Genomic DNA, 21734 nt, shown 5'->3' on the forward strand with positions numbered 1-21734 from the left:
CATTGCTCAGGAAGCTGTGACCAATGCTCTTAAACATGCCAAAGCCGGGCAGATTGCCGTAGTTTTGCACTACCAGCCCGAGGCCGTGACCCTGCGTATTGAGGACGATGGCGTGGGTATTTCCGAAACGCCTGCCCGCGAGGGGAGCGGACTGGAAAACATGCAAACACGGGCTCAACTCCTGCAGGCCACGTTTCAACTGCATTCTATACCCGGAAAAGGAACCTGTATTGAAGTACATTTGCCGCTAGGCTAAACCAAAAACGATGGCGATACGAATTCTGATTGCGGATGATCACTCGATGGTACGAAAAGGAATCCGTACCTTACTGGAAGACGAAACGGACCTGCAAATCGTGGGCGAAGCCGCCGACGGTGACGAGGCTCTGGAACTGCTGCCCCAGCTTCACCCCGACGTGTTGTTACTAGACATTACCATGCCGCGACTTTCGGGCATTGAAGTCAGCCGTATGACGGCTCAGCAATTTCCTCAGGTGAAAGTATTGATTTTCAGTATGCACAATCATCCCGATTACATTCTCAGTGCGGTGCAGTACGGAGCGTCGGGGTACTTACTGAAAGATACGGACGATGAGGAAATTCTTCAGGCCATCCGTACCGTAGCGGCGGGCGATCTGTACTATCCACCTTCGGCCTCAAGCGTCATTATTAAGCAACTGGTACTGGCCAAGCCCAAGGCTCGCGTGGATGTAACTACCAATGCCTCGATCTGGAATAAACTCACCAGCCGGGAAGCTCAGGTACTGGGTTGCCTGACGGAAGGCCTGAGTAATCAGGAAATTGCCCGTCGATTTGATACCAGTCCGAATACGGTAGCCAACCAGCGGGCGAGTATTCTCCGAAAAGCAAACGTCAAGAATACGGCTGAACTCATCAGTCTGGCATTGAAAGAGCCGCCGGGGGCTTGAGGTTTGAAAACGTTTGAAGAGGGGTTTGAGATTTGAACTGGTTTAAAGTGTGAGAATGTTTGAAGACGCTTTAATCGGCAAAAAAAAGAACCCCAGCGGAGTTCCATTTTCGTAGCCCAGGGTTTCAACCCTGGGAAAATATCGATGATTATATACTTACGAAACAGCCTTCTCCTTCTCGGTTTGCTGAATGGATTTACTGCCCGCTTCTACCTGCACTTCTTTAATCGTTACCGCGTAATCATTCGGGTGAATGGCTGAACCATATTTGATGGCGTAAGCCTTCGTAAATTCGGCTCCGAAGTACAGAATCATGGAAGAGTAATAGGCCCAGAGCAGTACAATGACCAGCGAGCCAGCGGTTCCGTAGGTACTGCCTACATCGCTCTGACCGATGTAAAAGGAAATACCAAATTTCCCGATCATAAACAGCACCGCCGTTACCATCGCACCCGCCCGAACGTCTTTCCATTTGATTTTGGCATCGGGTAAAACTTTGAATACCACCCCAAAGATGATCGAAATGACAGCGAAGGTAATCAGCTGATTAACAATATAAAAGGCGATAACGGATACATCCGAGAAGCGAGCCTGCAGGCGGCCACTAATCCCGTCAAGTAAAGAGGTGACGGCTAGGGAAACCAGCAGAATAAACGCTAAACTCACAATCACCGAAAAAGATAGAAAACGGTTTTGAATCATTTTTAGCCAGCCTTTCTTCGGCTTCGCCCGAATTCCCCAGATGGTATTGATCGAATCCTGAATTTCCGCGAATACCGTCGTTGCCCCCAAGAGCAACGTGCCAAAACCAATGACGGCGGCCATATTACTCTTACCACTGACGGCCGCTTTCTTCACAATATCCTGTAATTGTAGGGCGGATTCTTTACCCAGAAATCCGTTGAGGGTTTCGTAAATCTGACCTTCCACGGCTTCACGGCCCAGGAAAATACCGCACAGCGAAATGATCACAATGATCAGCGGCCCCATCGAGAACACCGTGTAGTACGAAAGGGAAGCTCCCAGTTTCGTGACTTTGTCGTCCGAGAATCCGGAAAAGGCGTTTTTTAAAACTTCCCAGATGCCTTTGAATGAGATTTTTTCTTTCATAGCGTGGATTGGTTGATAAGCTGTCTTGTTTCAGAATGAAGGAAGAACGGGGATGAACCCGGGCAGGTCATTCTAGGAAAAAAACATTCCACCGCTATACGTTACTAAAGAAAATACAAGCAACTGGCCTGAGAAAGGGAAGGCGGGTAATCCGGGGAAGCAAATGTTCGGGTAAGAAATCCAGGCCCACGATCCGGTACACAACTACGTACCGGATCGTAGGGTAATCAGGCCTTATGTTCGAGTAGCATACGAATCCGGAAGAGCGTACCCACGTCGGGAATGGATTCTATTTCTACCATACCGCCCAGTAGTTCGCAGAGGCGTTTCACAATCAGCAGGCCTACGCCCTCGCTAACCGGTACGCTCGCAGATAGTACCTGACTTAATTCTTCAGTCGTAAGCGTGGGAACCTCATCGATCTCCGAAGGATCCCGCTCAAGTACGGCTGACTCTTCTGCTTTAGGCATGAGTTGTTTGGAAAACAGAGACACCAATCCATCCGACAAACCCGGTCCGGTATCCTGCACACTGATGTACCAGCGAAAGTCGCCTTCTTTGGACCAGGAGACGGAAACGATCCCGGTTTGCGTGTATTTAATCGCATTGAGCAGCAGATTCTGCACAATACGGTGAATCTTCACGGAATCGTTCGATACCAGTAGTTCGGGCGGGCCATCGGCCCGTAAGATTAGGCCTTTCTGAGTCGCCAGGAGCTGAGCACTTTCCACGAGTTCGTGGAGAAGTTGTGAAGCATCAAAACGCTGAATATTAAGCACTTCGTAGCCCGCTTCCAGCCGGGACAAATCCGTGAGTTGCTGTAGCATCTCGTGGATATTTCCCAGATTGCGGTTCAGCATTTGCAGTAACTTCGTCCGTTCTTCCTCGGGTTTTTCGGCCTGATCCAGCAAAATGGCGGCATTACGAACCACGCCAAAACTGCTTTTGAGATCATGCGAAGAAGTCCGCAGCAAATCCCCCCGGAGGCGGGTCATTTCCTGCAACTGATCCAGGGTATACTGCAGGCGATTGGCCCGACTAGCGGCGGCAAGCTGCTGTTGCTGATCGTACTCCCGCACGCTGCCCAGCATGGTTTCGGTTTTCAGTCGATCCACTTCCTGATAGCCCCTAATCAAAATGTCGGCATCACTATCCGGAAAAAATTCCCGATACAATTGAAGTTCCCGAAAAACGCCCGCGTACAAATAATTGATTTCGGCCAGTAAATTCTTCAACGTGAGGCCCTTTTGCCAGCGGTGTAAGCCGTGGGCGGCAGCAATTTCTACGGGATCATTGCCTTCCGGTTCCTTTTGAAGACGTTGGTGAAGAATCATCAACAAGAGCGGAATCATATTGTTGAATTCTTCGCGGGCCAGCCCCGAAACATTGAGCAGGGTAGTATCCTGTTCGCATTGATTACGCCAATGGTTGAGAATAGCTTCTCGACGGGTAAACAAATAGGCGGCTAAACCAGAAAGGTCTGCATCTGAGATAGAAGAAGCCATGGGTACTTCAGATAGGGTTTTAAAGTTAGGGGGAATGATTTTGACGGTAAAAAACGTCCTAAGATAAATAAATTGTTTTTAAGAGTCCAGAGGGCTTATCAGGCGTAGACTATCCCCAGCATGATAAATGCTAATTTATTAATCGAAAATCGTTCATAACGGATCCTTTTTGTCACTCAAAAGCTAATTGGGCAAGGCATAACGATTTAATAACGCTCAAGCCGTTTAATTCTGGCAAGGGATTTTTATATTGCCAGCTTAATTGATAACCAACTGATCTTCTGCTTATTCAGATTCAATCACCCCATACCGATGAATCGCTCATCGCCCTGCTCAAGCAGGACGATCGTTCTGCGTTTGAGCTCTTGTACCGAAAATACTGGCGTCGGCTTTATGATTCCGCGTACCGGCGGGTACAGACTCGGGAGGACTGTGAGGAGATCGTTCAGGAATTATTTCTGGATCTCTGGTCCAAACGCCAGCACCTGGAAATTACGACTTCCCTGGAAGTGTACCTCTTTACCGCCCTTCGCTACCGGATTTATAACTACATCCGCTCCCTGCTGACGAAAAAAGCCCATCTGGATTATGTGCTACAGCGGGGCGACGACTACGAGGCCAATCTCGTCGAAGATCAGCTGTATTACGAAGAACTGCAACGAGCCCTCGACGCTGGTGTGGCCCAGCTCCCCGAAAAATACCGGCGGGTGTACGAGCTAAGTCGACAGGAGCACTACACCTACCGGGAGATTGCTCAACTCCTGGAACTTCCCATTGATACGGTTGAAAAACAAATGGCCAAGGCTCTGAAACTGCTGCGTCTTCACCTGAAAGAGCATCTGTTTATGCTTTTGTTGGCCGCTCATGGGCTGGTCTGATCAGGAGCTTACCTTCTTTTGCCTACGAAAATTTCTTCTGATAATCAGGATACTGAAAAATACTTTAAATTTTTTTGCTTCGCTTTTGGCGGAAGTTTTCGACTTGTGTGACTTACCGAATAGAAAGCGTATGCAGGAAATCTGCTGGCTTACGTAACCAACCGCATGACTCAGGAACGACTTACTTTTCTGTTACAGCAAGTACAAATGGGGCAGGCCACGCCAGCCGAGCGTACCGAACTCGACGTTTGGTACGATCAGTTTGAGAACCGCCCCTCGCTGACCGACCAGCTGGATACGCAGGCCCGGCAGGCTCTGGAGGAGAAAATGCTGAATCAGATGCAAAGTCGCATCGACCCAATCGAACCGGAAGAGGAAACGCCCGTTGTGCCCTTGCGTCGAAGCTGGCGACGAATAGCCGCTGGTGTGGTAGCCGTACTCGCTCTGGCTACACTCTGGTTTTACGTAAGCCGTAACGCTCCAGCCACGTCCGAAGCCTCGGTTCCCATGTTAGTACAGAAAACGGGTTACGGACAGACGCGTACTTTCACTTTACCCGATGGTTCGGAAGTAACGCTGAACGGAAATTCGAGTCTTTCGTATCCGCAGCAATGGACGGGCAATCGGGAAGTACAACTGACGGGTGAAGCCTATTTTAAAGTAGTCCATACCAAAGATCATCGCCGCTTTAGCGTCGTGACGGCCGATAACTTCCGGGTGAACGTACTCGGGACGCAGTTTACCGTCAGCCGCCGGAAGGCTAAAACGCGGGTAGTACTCAATGAAGGCAAAGTACAGTGTCTAATCAATGAAAAAGCTCAGGCCGATTCCATTGTACTGAAACCCGGTCAACTGGTTGAATCTGCCCGTATCCCTGAAAATTACACCCTGAAACAAGTAGACGCCTCGCTGTATTCAGCCTGGAAAGATCACAAACTTATTCTGCGAAATACGTCCTTAAAAGAACTCACCGAAGTACTGGAAGACACCTACGGCTATCGTGTCAACGTAGAAAAGGCATCTCTGCTCGACCGTCGTATGTCGGGTTCGCTGCCCACCAATGATGTAAACGTATTATTAGAAGGCATCGCCGAAGCCTGCAAAGTCAGTATTCGTCAGGAGGAAGGCCGCATCTACCTCACGGATCAGTCCCGATAAATCATCCATTTAGCATTAGTACGCGTTCGGATTTCCCTCCCAGGACATCCCCAGGAATTCTATGTCTTGATTGGTACCACACTAATTCATGTTTCGATGAAAAAACGTATTACACTTTTGTATGGACTGCCCGCCTTCATGTACCTCTGCGGCCCACCGGGTGTACAGGCTCAGGAAATGGTTCGGGCGGATCAGGAACAGGTTCGGGAAGCATCGACGAGCGGCCAAAGTCTGGAGCATCGCTTACAGGAAGTGGAAAAGCAGTACAAAGTTTCGATTTTGTACAACCCTGAACTGGTCAGTAAAAAACGGGTGAAGGATTTTCGAAAGTACGCTTCCCTCGAACAAACGCTGGAGCAACTGCTGAAACCCTACGGACTGAGCTTCAAAAAAGTCAGCGACTCGTTTTACATCGTTTCGGAAGAAAAGAAATCCAATACTTCGGCCGTCAATCTCTTGCCCAACAAGTTCGTTCCGCTCGATAATCTGACGAATCTTTCGCGGCCCGAACGCATTTCAGCGACCTCCCTGACCATGCCCCTGATGGCGGCGTTGACTGTCAAGGGTAAAGTCAGCGACGCGACCACGGGCGAGCCACTGCCGGGCGTCAACGTCGTCGTGAAAAATACGTCGCAGGGCGTAACGACCAATCGGAGCGGAGAGTATTCGCTGCCCAATGTTCCCGAAAATGCCGTCTTGGTTTTTTCATCGATCGGGTACCAGGGACAGGAAATTGCCGTACAGAACCGTTCCCAAATCAATATTTCCTTAACCTCTTCCTCGCAGGAACTCGATCAGGTCGTGGTCGTCGGCTACTCCCAGCAGCGGCGTTCCACCCTGACGGGCTCTGTCGCTCAGATTGGAGCCGATCAGTTGAAGCAGGCTCCCCCGTTGAATGTTTCGAACGTACTGGCGGGCCGCTTACCGGGGGTTATTGTTACGCAGCCCTACGGTCAACCCGGAGCCGACAACGCCACCATCAACGTACGCGGCATCAGTACCACGGGTAGCAATGCTCCGCTGGTGATTGTAGATGGTATTGAACGTCCTTTCACTGCCCTGGATCCGAATGAAATTGAAACCGTCAGCGTATTGAAGGATGCTTCGGCGGCAGCCGTTTACGGAGCCCGGGCCGCTAACGGGGTCATTCTGATTACTACGAAACGCGGTAAAACGGGTAAGCCGACGATTACTTACGAAACCAACTTTTCCCAAAATACCAATACCCGATTCCCTAAATTCCTGAACGGACCGGATTACATGCGGTGGTACAAACGGGCCGAAGAACTGGATAATCAGTACCTCGTTTCGCAGGGAAAAACCCCCTTTGCTCTGACGTATACCGACGAAGAAATTGCGTCTTTGGCCAATGGTACCAATCAGTCGGAGTTTCTTGGCAATACGGATTGGGTGGGGATGCTGACCGATAATACCAGCGTGAGTCAGTACCACAACGTCTCGGTCAATGGCGGTACAGATCGCGTTCGTTACTTTACGACGCTGGGGTACTGGAACCAGAACGGGGTCATCAAGAACACCAATTATAAACGCTACAATGTCCGGACCAATATCGACGCCGATGTCAATGATTTCATCTCCACGCGGCTGGACCTGACCGTTCGGATGGAAGATCGGATGAATCCGGCCCTGGCACCCACGGATCAGAACTATCAAAACCCCTTCATTCTGGCCCAGCGGATGCAGCCGAACCTGCCGATGTTCAATCCCGCGGGTTTACCCGTCGGCGGTAATACCGATGCGGGCGTTGGAAACCCCATCGTCGCCGTGAATGACATTGGGAACCGGAATGCCGAGGCTACTACCTTCAACGGTAACTTATCCATGAACGTCAAAATCCCCGGTGTTCAGGGGCTTCAGGCTCGTTTGCTGGTGAGTTACGACAAGACGATTACGGAAGTAAAAACCTTCGTGGAACCAGCGATGCTGGCCGTGCGGAACCGTAACGCCAACGGCTGGCTCTGGACGCCCGCCCGGATGAGTGCCTACAATGTCAATAACCTCATTCAGGATTACTCCCACAGTTATCGAACGACTTTTCAACCTTCCATCCTGTATGACCGAACCTTCGGTAAAAATGCCTTCAACGGTCTGTTACTCTATGAATATTCGGGATGGGGTACCAACGGTTTCGGGGCTCAGGCCCGGAACTTCCCCATCACCGATCTGCTGGATATCAACTTTGGTAGTAAGGCCGCCGAGGATCTGCGGGCCGCTACCGGCAGCAGCACGCAGTACAAGCGGGGTGGTTACGTAGGTCGGGTCAACTACACCTACGATGACAAGTATCTCTTGGAAGTAGCCGCTCGCTACGATGCCTCGGTTAACTTTCCGGAGAATACTCGCTGGGGTTTCTTCCCCTCGGCATCGCTGGGTTGGGTGTTGAGTAAGGAGAACTTCTGGCAACCGCTGAATACCCCAATTAACTTCTTTAAAGTTCGGCTCTCGGCGGGTAAACTGGGCAATGACGCCATCGGTATTTATCAGTACCTGAATTCCTTCCAGCTTCGTACCACGCCTACGGTAGCCATCGGTAATCAGGTGGTTTCGACCTTGTACAATACGGCTCCGGCCAACCCAAGAATCACCTGGGAAGAAGCCACCATGTACAATGGCGGGGTAGAACTGGGACTTTGGAATAGCAATCTGAGTCTGGAACTGGATTATTTCTACAAGGTTACTTCCAATATTTTAACGAATCAGAACGGCATTTTTGCTCCTTCCGTGGGGGGGAACTTCGCCTCAACAGTTAACGCGGGTAAGGTGGACAACCGCGGCGTGGATCTGCAACTAGCCTACAGCAGAAAGCACAACAAGCTTTCCTACAAGATCATTGGAAACTTCACCTACGCTCATAACCGCGTCCTGCGAATCAATGAATCCGTGAACGCTCCGGCGGCTCAGCGGAAGGTAGGACATCCCGTGAATACGAAGTTTGGATTCCTGGTGGATGGACTCTATCAAACGCAGGAAGAAGTGGATCGCGGACCGAGTTTCCCCTACGGTCCGGGTGCTCCGGGCTACGTGAAGTACGTGGATTTGAACGGCGACGGCAAAATCTCGTTCGAGCAGGATGTGACCCGCATCGGTCGCAGCAACACGCCCGAGATTATGTACGGTCTGAACTTGCAGGCGGGGTACGGCCCCTTCGATTTCTCCGCATTGCTCCAGGGAGCGGCTCGTTCTAACGTGATTCTGGCGGGCGTGTACAACAGCGGCGTACAGGGCAACACGGTCTATACGCAGACGTTTGCGGGTAACGGAAACAGTCCGTACTTCCTGGTGGAAGACTCCTGGCGACCGGATAATCCCAATGCCAAGTACCCACGGTTGACGGCCAATAAAGCCGGACTGACCAACCAGAACGGGTATCAGAACTCCTTCTTCGTGCGGGACGGTAGTTACCTGCGACTGAAATCCTTGCAGATTGGCTATTCCCTGCCGAAAGATTTCCTGAGTCGACTGAAAATTCAGCAGTGGCGATTCTACGCGGCAGGATCCAACCTGTTGACCTTCGACAAAATCAAATACGCCGATCCGGAAACGCCCAGCGTCGTACAGGCCGGGTTCTATCCCCAGCAACGCGTGTTTTCCATCGGAACCAACATCACCTTTTAAGACGGAAGCTCATGAAATCAAGACTCATCGTAGTAGCCAGCGTATGTAGCCTGCTGCTAGGACTGCTTCAGTCCTGTAAACTCGACGTCACGCCGCGGGATCGCTATACCGACGTGACGGTCTGGGCCAACGAAAACAACGCCAAGCTGTACCTGCTGGACCAGTATTCCGTGCTCGGTGATTTTGCCTTTGGCACCATGCCCCTGGGCTACGCCAACAATACCGACGCCCTGACCGATCTGATTAAGAACACGTCCATTTCCAGTGGCAACGGTACGGCGAATATGGTGGCCTTCAATCCCGCAAGTATTACGGCGGCGAACCCGACTTTTTCGTATTGGGTGGATGGATACAAGAAAATTTTCGCCATCAATAATTTTCTGAACGGCACCAATCAGTACCAGACTTTTAGCGATTCCACGACCCGGAACGTGTACCACGCCGAAGCTCGTTTCCTGCGGGCCTACGTGTACTTCTGGCTGGTCAAACTGCACGGCAGCGTAATTTTGCTGGAAAAGCCGGTAACGGATAATAACAATCCGCGGTCGTCGGAAGATGAATGCTGGAATTTCATTGCCCGCGATCTGGCCTTTGCCGCCCAGTATTTACCCGAAACTCGGGCCACGGCTGACCTGGGCCGGGCCACCAAAGGGGCGGCGTATGCTCTGCTGGCCCGCACCTGGCTCTACGCGGCCTCGGTGGCAGAATATGACAAAAAACAGTACAACAGCGACCCGCTGACCGGCGTACCCACCGCTAAAGCTCCGCAATACTACCGCAATGCAGCGGCGGCGGCTCAGGCCGTGGTGGATCTGGAAGCGAAAGGCGTATACCAGCTTTTGCCGCAGTTTACCAATGTGTTCAGTACCAAGAATAACAAGGAACTCATTTGGGGTTTCAACTACATCCGGCCTTCGCTGACTAACACGTTTGATCGGGATTACGCCCCCCCGGCGGATGTTCCGGCATACGGAGCGAAGGGTGTACCCACCGCCGAACTTTCCGATGCCTTTGAAATGGCCGATGGCCGCAGCTTCTCCTGGACTAATCCGGCCATGGCGGCGAGTCCGTACCGGGGACGGGAGCCACGTTTTTACGGAACTATCCTCTTCCACGGTGGAACCTGGAAAGGCCGTACGCTCAACATCGCTACGGGTACGGATGCGTACATCGATTACGGTTCAGTGGCCGAGCCGAAACGAACGGTTACGGGCTATTATCTCCGAAAATACGTGGACTCCACCAACGTAGATCCCATCCGAAACGCGGGCGAGCAACAGTCGATTGAACTTCGTTACGCGGAAGTTTTACTGATTCACGCGGAAGCACTGGCCAAAACGGGACAGTACGCTAAAGCCAAAGAAATGCTGGATAAAGTACGCAAGCGGGCGGGTCTGCCCGGCGTAACCGCCACTAGCGAAGCCGACCTGATGGCGGCAGTGGAACACGAGCGGATCGTGGAGCTGGCGTTTGAAGGCCACCGCTACTGGGATCTCAGACGTTGGCGGAAGGCTCATATCGTACTGAATAACCAACGGGTACACGGGCATCGCCCGATCCTTCAGGCGGATGGAAGTGTCCGCTACGAAGTGGTAGACAGTGACAAGCAAGACCGCTTCTTCGCGGCTAACACGTACTACATCCCGCTGCCCGCGGCTGAAATTGTTAACAACACGGCACTGTCTCAAATCCAGGGCTGGTAAACTCCTAAGTTGTATGAGATCGATCTTCGCTTTGGTATTTCTAACGCTACTCGCCGCCTGCGATTCACCGGACGTGAAACCCCGCAACGACGATAATACCCTGACCGCCCTATGGGTGAACGTGCCCGGAGCCGACGAAAACAGTGCCCGCTACAACGGCGTGTTCAATGCCGCTGGCGATACGGTACGGGTCACGGTACCGCAAAAAACGGCTACCGGACTGGCGATCAATTTACAAGAATTGAAGCTTCGCGGCTCCATTCCATCGGACGCCGAGGCCCGGCCCGCCATGGGTCTGATGAATATGAGTCAACCCTTTAAAATCGATATTATTTCGGGACGGCAAAATGTCCGTTCGTACTGGGTAGTAGTAACGCAAAGTAAATAGAAAGGCATGACGAAAAAGGGCTGTTACTGGCTAATTGGGCTATGGATGTTATGCGTACGGGTGGAGGGACAAACCGCCCTTCCCCGTACAAATACCGGAAACGTGACCATGGCTCGGGAAACGCTACTGGATAAAATCAAAGGGGGCTGGGCCGGGCAAACCATCGGCGTAACCTTCGGCTGGCCAACGGAATTTGTGCACCTGGGCACCTTCATCCCGGATGGACAAACTATCCCCTGGAGTGAGGATTACGTTCGAAAAGCCATGCAAACCTTTCCGGGGCTGTATGATGACATTTACATGGATTTAACCTTCGTCTCGGTTTTCCAGCGATGTGGTCTTACCGCTCCGGTTGATTCCTTTGCTCAGGCGTATGCCCGGGCGGGCTACGACCTCTGGCACGCCAATCAGGCGGGGCGGTACAATATTCTCCAGGGAATGAAAGCTCCCCAGTCGGGGCACTACCTGAATAACCCCCATGCCGATGACATTGACTTTCAGATCGAAGCCGATTTTGCGGGTCTGATGACGCCGGGCATGCCTACCGTGGCGGCTGAGATTACCGACAAAATCGGTCACATCATGAATTCGGGCGATGGTTGGTACGGTGGGGTTTACGTGGCAACGATGTACTCATTAGCCTTTGTGAGTACCGATGTAAACTACGTGGTGAAAGAGGCCTTGAAGGCCATTCCCCGGCAAAGTAAATTCTACCAGTGTATCAACGACGTTATCGGCTGGCACCGTCAGTATCCCGACGACTGGAAGAAAACCTGGTTCGAAATTCAGCGAAAATGGGCGGAAGAAGTAGGCTGTCCGGACGGCGTTTTTCAACCCCTGAATATTGATGCGAAAGTGAATGCGGCCTACGTCGTGCTGGGTTTGCTGTACGGCAAAGGCGATTTTACCCAAACGCTGGAAATCACGACACGGACCGGTCAGGATTCGGACTGTAATCCTTCCACCGCCGCGGGCATTCTGGGGACGATGATCGGGTATCAAAACATTCCGGCGTACTGGCTCAACCCGCTTAAAAAAGCCGAAGATCTGCCTTTTTCGTACACGTCTTTATCCCTAAACGCGGTATACGAGCTGAGCTACGCCCAAGCTCTGGAAACGATTCGGATGCATCGTGGTAGAGTAGGAGAGAAGAATGTCGAAATTCAGACGACCCGTCCTGTACCCGTTCGGTTGGAAGAGAATTTCAAAGGCCATTACCCCGTCGAGAAAAAACCCTTGTTTCAGTCCTTCGGCGATTCGCTGCGTTTTACGACACCGGAAGCCATCGGACTGGTGATTCGGGGGCACGTTCGGAAAAAACAAAGTGATGCTCCCGATCATCTGCTGCGGGCCGCTTTGTACATCGATGGAACGAAAGTCGAAGAAGCGAATTTTCCGACCCAGCCCAGCCAACGTCGTACCGAGTTGTTCTGGCGGTATCACCTTCCGAAAGGTGCCCACGTCATCACCATTAAAATTCTGAATCCTCACCCGGCCTATGAGCTGGTGGCGGGCGAGTACCTCTACTACACGGATCAGCCCGTACGCGGATTCCGTTCGAAAAGTCATTAGTATCTGCTCTATTGCAACTCTTGTGTTAACCTCTAAACCTAGTATTATCTTGCTGAAACGACTCGTACTGCTGCTCTTGCTACCGTGGACGGCTGGGGCTCAGGTTCCGGCCTTGAGCGATCCCAATTCCTGGAGTATGATTCTGCTGCCGGATCCTCAGAACTACGTTAAATTTTCGCAGAATCAGCCCATCCTGGATCTCATGACGAGCTGGATCAAAGAAAATGCCGCTCGCTTGAATACGCGATTGGTGCTGTGTACGGGTGATTTAGTGGATCAGAACCTGAACGCTCATCCGGACGGTACGCACGGCAACCAGACCAGTACCCAGCAATGGCAGGCCGTGTCGCGAAGCTTCGAAAAACTGGACGGTACCTTGCCCTATATTCTGGCCACGGGCAATCATGATTACGGCATGAAAAACTCGGAAAACCGGTATAGTCAGTTCAATTCTTACTTTCCCGCCGAGCGAAACGCCCAAACGGCCGCCTTACTGCTTGAAATGGCACCCAACGAAAGCGGCGTACCTACGCTGGAAAATGCCTGTTATGAATTTACGCCGCCGGTAGGCCCTAAGCTTCTGATTTTTTCGCTTGAATTTCTGCCCCGTACTGAAATCGTAACCTGGGCAAAGCAGCTGGCGGGTCAGGCCCGCTTCACCAACCACCGAGGCGTGGTACTGACGCATAGCTTCCTGCGTTCAATGCTGAAAAAGAACGAGCGAATTGATACCGAACCGTATCCGCTGAGCCGCCCGACGTACGGTCAGCAACTCTGGGAAAAGCTGCTGGCTCCTTCCCGAAATCTTCAATTTTTGATTTGTGGCCACGTCGCCGATTCCGAAGGTCACGAAGGCCATGTCGGATACCGCGAAGACCCGAATGCCGCCGGAAAAAAAGTAGCTCAGATGTTATTCAATGCCCAGCGGGAAGGCGGTGGCTGGCATGGTAACGGCGGCGATGGCTGGCTCCGGATTCTGGAGTTTCTGCCGGATGGAAAAACCATTCAGGTGCGTACGTTTTCGCCCCTGCTGGCGGCCTCACCCCTGACCCGGCACCTGGCCTGGCGAACGGAATCCTTCGATTCGTTTCGCATTGCGTTTTGATCACACCAATAGATGAACGAATGACGTATTTTAAGCTTAGTTTAGTGGTAGCAGTACTCGGAGCGTTGGCGATGGTTCCGCGTCAACAGACGCATCCCGTGGCGGCGTATCAACCCACGCCGCCCGATAGTAGTCGTTTCACCCACATGACCCTGGCCGAAGGTTTCGACGAGCCGATGCAGATGGCCATTTTACCCAATCTGAATGTATTAGTGGTGGAACGGAAAGGAGCCGTGCGACTGTACGATGCTCAGGAACGGCAGCTCAAAACGATTGCTCACTTCAACGTGTTCAGTGGGATTGAAGATGGACTCCTCGGGGTAGCCGCTGATCCGAAATTCAGTACCAATCACTGGGTCTATTTTTACTACGGACTGGGCGGCGAACGAAACGTAAGTCAGCTGGTTCGGTATGAATTACAGGATGAAAAATTAATAGAAACCAGTAAAAAAGTTTTGCTGGAAGTACCCACCCAACGAACCTACTGCTGCCATTCGGCGGGGTATCTAACCTTTGGCTCGGATGGTCTGCTGTACCTCTCCATCGGTGATAATACGAATGCGGAAGAAATCGAAGGGCACAATCCTACCGATGAGCGACCGGGTCGGCAGCTAGCCGATGGTCAGGGGACTTCGGCGAATAGTAATGATTTGCGGGGCAAGATTCTGCGGATCAAACCCGAAGCCGATGGTACCTACACTATTCCCGAGGGCAACCTCTTTCCCAAAGATGGCTCGAAAGGAAGACCGGAGATTTACGTGATGGGCTGCCGAAATCCCTTCCGCGTTTCAGTCGATCCTAAAAACGGCTTCGTCTACTGGGGGGATGTCGGACCCGATACCCAAGTACCCGCCGAAGAGGGAACGATGAGTTACGATGAAATCAATCAGGCCCGGAAACCCGGTTTCTTTGGTTATCCGTATTTTCTGGGGAACAACGAAGCTTTTCCCAAGTACGACTTTGCTACGAAAAAGGAAGGCCCCAAGCAGGACCCGGCTCACCCCATGAACCTTTCCCCCAACAACACGGGCGTGAAAGAATTACCACCCGCTCAACCGGCGATGATCTGGTACGGCAAAGGTCCATCCAAACGCTGGCCGATGGTGGGCAAAGGCGGAGCCAGTGCCATGGCGGGCCCGGTGTACTACAGCGATTTGTACCCAAACGCTCCCTACAAACTACCCGAATACTACAACGGCAAACTCTTCATTTACGAATGGATTCGGCACTGGATTATGGCCGTGACGCTGGACGAGCAGGGGAACTACGTGAAGATGGAGCCTTTCCTGCCGCAACTCAATGTCGTAGCCCCCATGGATATGCAGATGGCTGCGGACGGAGCTATTTACCTGCTGGCGTACGGTACCAACTGGTTCGCTAAAAACACGGACGCTGGTTTGATTCGGGTGGAATACGCGGAAGGCAACCGGAAACCCATTGCCGCCATTCAGGTGGATAAACGTTACGGAGGCTTACCGCTTACGGTTCGTTTATCGGCAGCTGCGTCGAAAGATTACGATCCCGGCGATACGCTGAGCTTTCGCTGGAAAATAGGAACCGTCCTGAAAAAAGGACGAGAACTGAGCCATACGTTTACCAAACCGGGCCTGTACCAAGTGACGCTCACAGCGACCGATCCGCACGGAGCCCAGGGCTTCTCGACGGTAGCCATCAAAGTAGGTAACACGCCGCCCGAGGTGCGTATCGAAACGAAAGCCAATCGTACGTTTTACTGGGATAAAACAACGCTCGACTATGAAGTGAAGGTACGGGATGTGGAGGATCAGAAAATCGACCCTTCCCGCGTGAGCGTAGCCTTTCATTACCTGACTTTCGGCAAGGATCTGGCGAGTGTACTGTCGGCGGGCGAATCCCCGCAGTTCGCGGCTACGCAAAAGCTGTACAATTCACTCGATTGCAAAGCCTGCCACGCCCTTGCTACTAAATCTATTGGTCCCAGTCTGAACGAAATTTCGAAACGGTACCACGGTAAAACCCATGTGAAAGAAACGTTGTCCCAAAAGATTATCAAGGGCGGCAGCGGCAACTGGGGAACGTATCCCATGCCGCCGCATCCCAACCTGAGTACACTGGAAGCGGACGAACTGGTTGGTTATATCCTCTCGCTAGCGGAGCAAAAACCTCGCTTACCGTTGAAAGGAAAGCTGCCTTTAAATGAACATCCGGGCAAAGGAAAAGAGGGGGCATATGTACTACGAGCTTCGTACACGGACCGTGGAGCCCGGGGTATTGAACCGCTGGAAGCCAGTGCACAGCTCGTCTTACGCGATCCACTCATTCAGCTTGAAGATTACCACGAAGGCAACGTAGGCGTGACGCCCGCCACCTTACAAACGAACTTCGTCTCCTATATTCGCAGCATTTCGGAAGGCAAGTACGTCCGTTTTAATCAGCTCGACCTCCAGCACGTCAAACGCATTCGCTTCCGGGTACAGCCCGATGGTCCCGGTGGAAGTATTGAAATTCGACTCGATAGCCGCACGGGTCCGGTTGTGGGTACCGTGGAAATTCCCGCCGGAAAGCAAAGCAGCTGGCAGGAATTTACGGCTCCGATTCAGGCCAAACCGGGGCTGCACGATTGGTACATCGTCTTCCGAAACCCCAAAGCAGGCTGGGTCAATCTGTTTAATGTGGATTGGATGGTGGTGGAGAAGGAATAGATTGGTTGAGTTTTATCAGTGGGATATTTGGTCAGTTAAATAGTCAGGTCTTTCGCCCCGCAAGCTTCAGGTTGTAGGCTAAGAACTATTAACAAATAACTATCAACTACTGCCAGAAGAAGAAAACCTCTCCCGCCCGTAAGCAACGGAACGACCTATGACAGCCGCAATGCGGTGGCCCTGAGCAGGCGGTCGCCGCCATGGAATGGCTAGGCGTGGAGAGGTCCAGCCTGGAAGGCTTACGGGCTACCGAACAGCCAGTAAGGAGGACCAAACTCCGTTTAGGTGGATAACGATGTTCTAAAAGAGTAAAGCTTTTGAATTCAATAGTCACTGTAATGCCCATAAGCTATTAGTCAGCCGTACCAGTGTCTACGGGAATAAACTCAGTCTATTAAAGAGAATATAAAAAACGATCCTCTTATACTCTTCCTATGAAAGAACTTTCACGTCGCAAATTTTTGCAAACTACTGCGGTCACGGGCTTGGGTTTGAGTCTGGCTCCTGGCAGCTGGGCAACGCCGCCCGAAACGCGTCGGATTGGTATCATCGGACTGGATACTTCCCACAGTCAGGTGTTTACTAAACTCATTAATGCCGGAAATTCGGGCGGATTTCAGGTCGTAGCGGCGTATCCGCAGGGGAGTAAAGACATTCCTTCGGCCCTGAAAATGAAGCCAGACGTCATCGACGCGGTACAGAAAATGGGCGTTGAAATCGTGGATTCGATTGAGGCCTTGCTAAAAAAAGTCGATTACGTATTGTTGGAAACTAACGACGGCCGCCCGCACTTGGAGCAAGCCTTACCCGTACTCAAAGCTAAAAAACCCGTATTCATTGATAAACCCATCGCGGCCAGTCTGGCCGATGCCCAGGCCATTTTCAAAGCCGCCCGTCAGTACCAGACCCCAGTCTTTTCTTCCTCCGCCCTGCGGTACGACGCGAACGTACAAAAGGTGGTAGACGGATCAATTGGAAAGGTACTGGGAGCGGACGTGTATACGCCCGCCGAGATCGATAAAAACCACCTGGATCTGGCTTGGTACGCCATTCACGGCGTCGAAATGCTGTTTACCGTCATGGGACCGGGTTGTGTATCCGTTAGCCGGACGTATGAAAAAGACGCCGATCTCGTAACGGGCGTCTGGAAGGACGGTCGCATTGGTACCGTACGCGGCATCCGGGCGGGGGCTACTTCCATTGCCGGTACGGCTTTCGGCGAAAAAGGCATTGCTCCCTTGGGACCCTTTGCAACGTATCAGCCCTTGGTCGATCAGATTCTGAAATTTTTCGAGACTCGCCAGCCGCCCGTTTCTGCTGAGCAAACCCTTGAAATCTTTGCCTTTATGCACGCGGCCGACCAGAGTCGCAAACAGCAGGGCAAACGCATTACGCTTTGAAAAGTCAAACGTATACCGCTACTTTGCGACGTTTTACCAATATGAAGCATGGATTTGAAGCGGGCAGCCCTCGGGGTTTGGCTCTTTTCGTGTCCATGCTTCTTATTTTTATCCTTGTTTTACAACCATGAACAAACGAATTGTACTGGCGGGAATTTTAAGCGTGCTGTCGCTATCTGGAATGGCTCAGGATTTACTGTTGACTCACTATACGTACAAGGAAGGAAACCCGACGGTAGGGAAAATTTCCGCCCTGAATACGTCCCTCTCGAAAATCAAATTGAGCGGCCCTCAGGCCAAGTATTTCGGGGTGAACGAAAACCAGGAATTGTATTTCAAGAAAAAGCCGGACTCGCGGACGAGCTACGAAGTGAAAATCGAAGCCCAAAAACCCAGCGGAAAGGTCAGCCAGAGTTTCCAGATTATTAAGGATGAGTTTCATCCCAATGGCGTAATTGCTCACCGGGGAGCCTGGAAACACACGGAAGCGGCTCAGAACTCCATAGCCTCACTACAGGGAGCGATCAAACTCGGTTGTTACGGTAGCGAATTCGACGTGCACATGTCCGCGGATTCAGTACTGTTCATCAACCACGATCCGCAGATTCAAGGCGTGGAAATCGAAAAAGCCAATGCTACACAACTCTCGGCTATTCAACTGAAAAACGGCGAGAAATTACCTACGCTGGAGCAGTACCTCAGTGAAGGGATGAAGCAGAAGGGGACCAAGCTGATTCTGGAAATCAAGACCTCGATTTTAGGTAAAGAACGTTCGCTGGCTTTGACGGAGAAAGTGGTGAAGATGGTACGCGATCTGAAAGCTCAGGCCTGGGTGGAGTACATCGCTTTTGACTATGACGTCTGCAAAAAAGTAGTCGCCCTGGACCCTTACGCCAAAGTAGCCTACCTGATGGGCAATCAAACGCCCGAGCAGGTAGCCGCCGACAAACTCACGGGACTGGATTACCACTTCAAAATTATGCAGAGTAAGGAAAATTACTTTGACGAAGCGAAGCAGAAGCATTTGACGGTGAACGTCTGGACGGTGAACGATCCTGAACTCATGAAATGGCTGATGGATAAAAAAGCCGACTTTATTACCACGGATGAACCCGAGCAGCTGTTGTCGCTCAAAAAGCAGCAATAAATAAACGGAGTCTGCGATCTTTTCAAAGCGAACCCCTCCAGCATTGACGTTTCAACTCTGGAGGGGTTCGCTGTATACGTACAATCCACGGTAGCTTTTTAATACCCATAGATTTTTTCAATAAACCCTCAAGGTTCCAATCCTGCACGCGGTGCCTACCTTTGCCGCATACAACACCCGGCAATGAATCAGTTTAAGCAGTTTACTTTTAAGAAGTTCGGCTATACAACACTTGGGCAAGGGGCCCTCGAGCCCATGCCTGGGTTTGATAGTTTTGTGAAAGTAGCGTACCTCAAAGCCGGGAGTAATGCGGTAGTCGATTTCAAGGAATATCAGCTGGAGCAGGACGCCTTGTTTTTCATTAGTCCGGGCCAGTTTACGCATTTTGACGAATCCAATCAGGGAACCCTTATGTACTACAACCGCGATTTTTACTGCGTCGAAATTCATGATAAGGAAGTGGCCTGTGACGGGATTCTCTTTCATAATGTGTACGACATCCCCGTGGTTTACCTCAGTCCGGAAAAGGCTCAGGTCATGGAGGCGATAGTTACGGAACTGAAAGCAGAGTTCGAGCAGCAGGATTCCACGATGGAAGAAATGCTACGGATTCTACTCAAAAGTATCATCATTAAAGCCACGCGAATCTGGAAACAACAGCATCAGGTGACGACCGAAGAAATCCGGCAGGAAGTGGAGTTTTCACGGAAATTCAGTCAGCTCGTCGAATGGCACTATACCCAGCACCACACCGTAGCCGAATACGCCGACCTGTTGAACATGACGCCCAAGGCTCTCAACAAACGCATTACCCGCTATAGTAATACTACCCCCAACGATGTTATCAAAAATCGGATTATTCTGGAAGCCAATCGCCTGCTGGTGCATACCTCCTTGAGCGTAAAGGAAATTGGCTACAAGCTCGGTTACGAGGATTCCTCCTACTTCATTCGTCTGTTTACGAGTCAGACATCGGCTTCACCTCAGAACTTCCGACTAAAATACCAGCAAGCAATCTGATGTCACGTTGAAAAAACGGTGATAGGGAAAAATGTGCTATACGTGTCGAAAATCGTGCATTGAGTGGTCTGTTTAGCTCGGGTACCTTTGTTGCGTTCAATGATTCAAAGAGAATCAAATCACTGTATAACGCAACGTATCATGAAACGCAACGCAACTGCCGTTTGGAACGGCACCATTAAAGAAGGTAAAGGTCATCTGACTACCCAAAGTACTACCCTGAACCAAACTCAGTATTCATTCAATAGCCGCTTTGCCGAAGGCGTGGGTACGAATCCTGAAGAACTGATGGCTGCGGCTCACGCCGGCTGTTTTACCATGAAACTGAGCCTGGACCTGACTACGGCCGGTTTCAATCCCGAAAGTTTGCAAACATCCGCCACCATTACCTTGGATAACGGCGTCATCACGCGTTCAGATTTAGTATTGGAAGCCAAAATTCCCGGTATTACGGAAGAACAATTTCAGCAGATTGCCGCCGGTGCCAAAGCCGAGTGTCCCGTTAGTAAGGCCTATAACTTAATCATCACGCTGCAAGCTACCCTACTGGCCTAATCAGTCTTTCGGTAAATTTCCTGATCGAAAAGCGAAGCTCCCGAGCTTCGCTTTTCGGTTTTTAAACGGAATTATTGACAGGAAGACGATTTTTATGGAAAAGGACCCAGGGAGATACGGCTATATTTGCCTCTCTCTTGAAACCCCAATACATATGCGAACGCTCGTTTGTACCACTCCTGGTCAGTTTGATTATCAATCAGCCCTTCGGCCCAGCTTGACAGCCGGACAGGCCATCATAAAGATTAAGCGAATCGGTATCTGTGGAACCGATTTACACGCTTTTGAAGGTACGCAACCCTTTTTCAATTATCCCCGGATTCTCGGTCATGAACTGGCTGGGGAACTCGTCGAAGCCGACGGTGCCACCGGTTTTGAAATTGGTGAGCGGGTAACCTTCATTCCCTATTTCAACTGCGGTACCTGCATTGCCTGCCGATCGGGTAAGCCCAACTGCTGCACCCAGATTCAGGTGGCAGGGGTGCACATCGACGGCGGCATGGCCGAATACGTATCCGTACCTTCGTATTCACTCATTCACGGGGAAGGCTTAAGCTACGAGGAACTGGCTCTGGTAGAACCGCTGGCCATTGGTGCCCACGGGGTACGTCGGGCGGGCATCCAACCGGGCGAGTTTGTACTGGTCGTGGGAGCAGGACCCATCGGTTTAGGCATGATGGAATTTGCCCGTATCGCCGGAGCCCACGTGATTGCCTTGGATATCAACGAATCTCGTTTACGGTTTTGCCAGGAGCGTTTACAGGTGCCCTATACGATCAACGCCCTGCAGGAGGATGTGATGGCTCAGTTACAGGCCATTACGAATGGAGATATGCCAACGGTGGTTATGGATGCGACGGGAAGTCTGAAAGCCATTAATGCTGGGTTTGCGTACCTGGCTCATGGTGGCCGCTATGTACTGGTTGGATTACAAAAGGGGGAAATTA

Annotated in this window: 17 protein-coding genes; 15 read left to right on the forward strand and 2 right to left on the reverse strand. The window is 51.4% G+C overall.

The features are described 5' to 3' along the window. Both ACOJTG_RS08550 and ACOJTG_RS08555 read left to right on the forward strand, forming a co-directional pair. Window positions 1–256 (forward strand): sensor histidine kinase (locus ACOJTG_RS08550; protein ID WP_420153427.1); only part of this gene is annotated, 256 nt, incomplete at its 5' end. A 10-nt stretch (window positions 257–266) separates the two neighbouring features. Then, entirely contained in the window at window positions 267–929 is a 663-nt protein-coding gene (locus ACOJTG_RS08555) for a response regulator (RefSeq protein ID WP_420153428.1), read from the forward strand. Window positions 930–1085: 156 nt separating this feature from the next. Here the strand turns inward: ACOJTG_RS08555 and ACOJTG_RS08560 are convergent, their stop codons facing one another. Together ACOJTG_RS08560 and ACOJTG_RS08565 are read right to left on the reverse strand one after the other, a co-directional pair. Further along, entirely contained in the window at window positions 1086–2039 is a 954-nt protein-coding gene (locus tag ACOJTG_RS08560; RefSeq protein ID WP_420153429.1) for a YihY/virulence factor BrkB family protein, read from the reverse strand. Window positions 2040–2266: 227 nt separating this feature from the next. Further along, window positions 2267–3544: a sensor histidine kinase gene (locus ACOJTG_RS08565; protein ID WP_420153430.1), complete on the reverse strand. Its 1278-nt coding sequence runs from the start codon at window positions 3542–3544 to the stop codon at window positions 2267–2269. A 329-nt stretch (window positions 3545–3873) separates the two neighbouring features. Between ACOJTG_RS08565 and ACOJTG_RS08570 the strand changes: the two genes are divergently transcribed. The 13 genes from ACOJTG_RS08570 to ACOJTG_RS08630 form a co-directional block, all read left to right on the forward strand. Beyond that, entirely contained in the window at window positions 3874–4422 is a 549-nt protein-coding gene (locus tag ACOJTG_RS08570; RefSeq protein ID WP_420153443.1) for an RNA polymerase sigma-70 factor, read from the forward strand. A 165-nt stretch (window positions 4423–4587) separates the two neighbouring features. Beyond that, the gene (locus ACOJTG_RS08575; protein WP_420153431.1) at window positions 4588–5580 is read left to right on the forward strand and encodes a FecR family protein; all 993 of its coding nucleotides are present in this window, start codon (window positions 4588–4590) and stop codon (window positions 5578–5580) included. Window positions 5581–5676: 96 nt separating this feature from the next. Further along, window positions 5677–9216 carry a SusC/RagA family TonB-linked outer membrane protein gene (locus ACOJTG_RS08580; protein ID WP_420153432.1) on the forward strand — a complete coding sequence of 1180 codons (3540 nt, stop codon included), beginning with the start codon at window positions 5677–5679 and terminating at the stop codon, window positions 9214–9216. 11 nt (window positions 9217–9227) lie between these two features. Continuing rightward, window positions 9228–10919, forward strand: a complete 1692-nt coding sequence (locus tag ACOJTG_RS08585; RefSeq protein ID WP_420153433.1) for a RagB/SusD family nutrient uptake outer membrane protein — start codon at window positions 9228–9230, stop codon at window positions 10917–10919. A gap of 13 nt (window positions 10920–10932) precedes the next feature. After that, on the forward strand, window positions 10933–11307 hold the full coding sequence (locus tag ACOJTG_RS08590; protein WP_420153434.1) for a hypothetical protein: 375 nt from the start codon (window positions 10933–10935) through the stop codon (window positions 11305–11307). 6 nt (window positions 11308–11313) lie between these two features. Continuing rightward, window positions 11314–12879: an ADP-ribosylglycohydrolase family protein gene (locus ACOJTG_RS08595; RefSeq protein WP_420153435.1), complete on the forward strand. Its 1566-nt coding sequence runs from the start codon at window positions 11314–11316 to the stop codon at window positions 12877–12879. A gap of 49 nt (window positions 12880–12928) precedes the next feature. Next, on the forward strand, window positions 12929–13984 hold the full coding sequence (locus ACOJTG_RS08600) for a metallophosphoesterase (RefSeq protein WP_420153436.1): 1056 nt from the start codon (window positions 12929–12931) through the stop codon (window positions 13982–13984). 20 nt (window positions 13985–14004) lie between these two features. Beyond that, window positions 14005–16665 (forward strand): PQQ-dependent sugar dehydrogenase, encoded by a 2661-nt coding sequence (locus ACOJTG_RS08605; RefSeq protein WP_420153437.1) that lies wholly within the window; start codon window positions 14005–14007, stop codon window positions 16663–16665. Between the two features lie 434 nt (window positions 16666–17099). Continuing rightward, window positions 17100–18065, forward strand: a complete 966-nt coding sequence (locus ACOJTG_RS08610; protein ID WP_420153438.1) for a Gfo/Idh/MocA family protein — start codon at window positions 17100–17102, stop codon at window positions 18063–18065. Between the two features lie 127 nt (window positions 18066–18192). Next, entirely contained in the window at window positions 18193–19212 is a 1020-nt protein-coding gene (locus tag ACOJTG_RS08615) for a glycerophosphodiester phosphodiesterase family protein (protein WP_420153439.1), read from the forward strand. Window positions 19213–19467: 255 nt separating this feature from the next. Then, window positions 19468–20232 (forward strand): helix-turn-helix domain-containing protein, encoded by a 765-nt coding sequence (locus ACOJTG_RS08620; RefSeq protein WP_420153440.1) that lies wholly within the window; start codon window positions 19468–19470, stop codon window positions 20230–20232. 141 nt (window positions 20233–20373) lie between these two features. Beyond that, window positions 20374–20787, forward strand: coding sequence for an OsmC family protein (locus ACOJTG_RS08625; protein ID WP_420153441.1), 414 nt, complete (start codon window positions 20374–20376; stop codon window positions 20785–20787). Between the two features lie 154 nt (window positions 20788–20941). Further along, window positions 20942–21734: zinc-binding alcohol dehydrogenase family protein (locus tag ACOJTG_RS08630; protein ID WP_420153442.1), on the forward strand; the 793-nt coding region annotated here is incomplete at its 3' end.

This window comes from Siphonobacter sp. (genome assembly GCF_048595215.1).
Classification (GTDB): Bacteria; Bacteroidota; Bacteroidia; order Cytophagales; family Spirosomataceae; genus Siphonobacter.